The following is a 2,997-nucleotide window of genomic DNA, read 5'->3' as shown; positions in this document are numbered from 1 at the left end:
TTAAGAAAACTGAAGGCGAGAACTTACAAAGACTTAATAGAAGGGATTGAATTGGCTATGTTAGAAGTTACTCAAAAAGATATTCGCAATTGGTTTACTCACTGTTGCTACTGTACCTCATAAGTCAGAGAATTGCTATATTACCTCTGTTAAAAAATGGCACAACTCCCGAAAATCAGACGATTCTAAGCGTCCTCGAAGATATTGCCCAGAGAGTTGGTGATGATAACTGGCGCTTAAAACAAGAAGGACAATTGAGTTTATTTTAAATTTAGCCTTAACGAACTGTAACGCAGCCAGTAAAACTAAATACCCGATCCCCCTGCCTTCGGCATCCCCCTTAAAAAGGGGGAAAAGGGGGAAAATGGGGAAAATGGGGAACTTAAATGGGATAATTCGGTGTGTAATTTTTATGAGCGAGAATTAGTACAAGACTCAAAATAGATGGACTCGCAGCATATTCTGTTCTTTTTGTCAAAAAAACTTTCTCTTTGCAACAAAACTACACAATTAATTGATCAACGGGTTGGCTTAAAAAAGGCTCTTTAACTGCCGGTTATTGCTGTTGCTGAATAGGTCAGTGTAGATTTAGCAAGGGTTTTCAGGATCAACAGACAGCTAAAAACCCAAAAAAGCACAGAACATCCCATCATTTCATACTGCGAAATTATACCATAATCGCTGGAAGTATTGCAACCTCGTAAACAAATGAGAATTATTTTCAATAAATTCTTAACAAAAGATAAATATTGCGAAATGTAAATTTAAATATTCTCAACTATTAAAGCTTGTTTGATATAAAAAACTTATAAAAAGTGGTAATTTTTATTGACTGATTACTGATTACTGATTACTGAATTGATTCTGAGAGAAACTTTAAACAGGAGTGACAACTGCTGTTAAAGCCGCCGTAACCGCGTCCATCGGTTGATTACCGTCGATATGGTTAAGAGTCCCCTTTTGACCGTAATAATCTAAAACGGGGGCAGTTTGGTCGATATAAACCTGTAGGCGACGGGAGATCGTTTCTTTAGTATCATCTTGACGACCGCGTTGCATGAGACGCTCAATTAAGACCGTATCTGGTACAGCCAAATTGACCACATAGGTGTAACTATCGGCCAATTCTTCCAGTAATGCGTCTAAAAAGCTCGCCTGTGCCACCGTGCGGGGAAAACCGTCAAGAATCCAACCCTTAGCACTGTCAGGCTGTTTTAAACGTTCCTGAATTAAACCTAATAACAACTCATCGGGGACTAATTCTCCCTTTTCCACATAAGCTTGTGCTTGCTGACCAAGTTCTGTCTTCTCTGTAATTGCTTGACGTAAAATTTCACCGGTAGAAATATGGGGAATCGTCAGAGATTCCGCTAATTTTGCCGCTTGGGTCCCTTTTCCCGATCCGGGCGGTCCCAAAAATATCACACCGATCCGTTTGCTCATGGATTAAATACAGGGTTTTAAGGGAAAAAACAACCAGTAACCGCTAAAAGGTCACTGGTTAACTATCTAACTACTGTTTAATCATGTCCTCATAGCGTTGAGACATGACATAGGTTTGAATTTGTTTCGCAGTATCGATCGCCACCCCCACCAGAATTAACAGGGAAGTTGCCCCCAAACCGCGAAAAGTGGTGACACCGGTGGCGCTTTCTACTACAGTCGGCACAGTAGCCACCAAACTTAAAAAGAGAGCGCCCAAAAGGGTGAGACGATTCAGCACCCCTTCCAGATAATTAGTAGTAGCAGTCCCCGGTCGAATCCCCGGAATACTGGCCCCCATTTTTTTCAGGTTTTGGGACATATCTTTGGGGTTAACGATCAGGGAAGCGTAGAAGAAACTAAAACCGAGAATTAGTAAGCTATAAAAAGCCACATAACCCCAACTATCGGGACGCAGGGCATTAACCAACTGGACTAAAACCTGACCGACCGGGTTATCCGTGGGTAAAGCTTGCACCAATTGGAAAGGTAACACCAACACTGCCGAGGCGAAAATAATCGGCATCACGCCCCCTTGATTGAGTCGTAGGGGTAGATAACTGGTTCTTTCCCGATAGAGACGACGACCGACCTGACGACGGGCAGAAACAATCGGAATCCGACGGGTTCCTTCCTGAACAAAAACAATGCCGATAATCATCACCAAGAAAACCAGCAAGAGAATCACCACTTGAGCGATCGCTTGTCGGCCACCCTGTTGAGCAAAAGTAATCGTATCACCGAGGGTTTTCGGTAAAACAGCGACAATGTTGACAAAAATCAACAAAGATGCTCCATTTCCCAGACCGCGTTCTGTGATCAGTTCCGAAATCCACATCACGAACATAGAACCGGCCACTAAAGCGAGAACCGTAGCGGCGATCGAGGGTAAAGTTCCGGCCACAACGCCGTTAGCCACCAATAAACCGAGAGTAATACCGATGCTTTGAATAATTGCCCAACCAAAGGCAATATAACGGGTAATTTGGGCAATTTTTCGCCGTCCTGCTTCTCCTTCATTTTTCTGTAAATCTTCCAAAGAAGGAAGGGCAGCGGTGAGCAGTTGCACGATAATTGAGGCGTTGATATAGGGAAGAATGCCGAGGGCAAAAATCCCTAACGTCGATAATCCTCCCCCGGTAAACAGGTCAAGGATTCCCAAAGCGGCGTTACCTTGAATAATTTCTGCTAATCTTGCCCGATCCAAACCGGGTATCGGTACAAACATCCCAAAACGGAGCAGAATCAGTAAACCCAATGTAACCAACAAGCGACCGCGTAAACCGGCCGCTTGTGCCATTTGCATAAACGTTTCCTGTGCCGTGGGAGCCTTATCACGACTGACGACCATTAACAGTTACCTCTAGTGCAGTTTTTTTATGGGAAAAAGTAATCGAGGGGGAAAACTTTCTCGATTTTTTTAAGATTTCCCCTGTCTTTCTTATGATATAGCAATCAGGTCTTGGGGGTTGGGTGTGGGGTGTGGGGTGTGGGGTGTGGGGTGTGGGGTCTTGG

The 2,997-nt window shown here is 43.6% G+C and carries 3 protein-coding genes and 2 pseudogenes; 2 read left to right on the top strand and 3 right to left on the bottom strand.

Going from position 1 to position 2,997, the window contains the following annotated elements; all coding sequences use genetic code 11:
* Positions 1-123 (top strand): annotated as a pseudogene (locus tag IM477_RS11915) (IS630-like element ISMae26 family transposase); the annotation flags it as partial.
* Positions 105-269, top strand: coding sequence for a hypothetical protein (locus tag IM477_RS11910; RefSeq protein WP_287731862.1), 165 nt, complete (start codon positions 105-107; stop codon positions 267-269). The pseudogene IM477_RS11915 and the gene IM477_RS11910, both read left to right, overlap by 19 nt.
* Before the next feature lie 607 nt (positions 270-876).
* On the opposite strand, the gene IM477_RS11905 is transcribed toward IM477_RS11910, so the two are convergent.
* The 3 genes and pseudogenes from IM477_RS11905 to IM477_RS11895 form a co-directional block, all read right to left on the bottom strand.
* Positions 877-1,443, bottom strand: coding sequence for an adenylate kinase (locus tag IM477_RS11905; RefSeq protein WP_190721161.1), 567 nt, complete (start codon positions 1,441-1,443; stop codon positions 877-879).
* A gap of 70 nt (positions 1,444-1,513) precedes the next feature.
* A complete protein-coding gene (gene secY / locus IM477_RS11900) occupies positions 1,514-2,833 on the bottom strand; it encodes a preprotein translocase subunit SecY (protein ID WP_287731859.1) in 1,320 nt (439 codons plus the stop codon).
* Positions 2,817-2,997: pseudogene (locus IM477_RS11895) on the bottom strand (hypothetical protein); the annotation flags it as partial. The gene secY and the pseudogene IM477_RS11895, both read right to left, overlap by 17 nt.

Source organism: Microcystis sp. M090S1, assembly GCF_020246295.1.
GTDB classification, from domain to species: domain Bacteria; phylum Cyanobacteriota; class Cyanobacteriia; order Cyanobacteriales; family Microcystaceae; genus Microcystis; species Microcystis aeruginosa.
This window is presented reverse-complemented; position numbering and strand designations above follow the sequence as displayed.

Bases quoted from the DNA above. Each gene is read 5' to 3' on its own strand.
- IM477_RS11905 (WP_190721161.1), bottom strand. From the start codon at position 1,443: ATGAGCAAACGGATCGGTGTGATATTTTTGGGACCGCCCGGATCGGGA.
- secY (WP_287731859.1), bottom strand. From the start codon at position 2,833: ATGGTCGTCAGTCGTGATAAGGCTCCCACGGCACAGGAAACGTTTATG.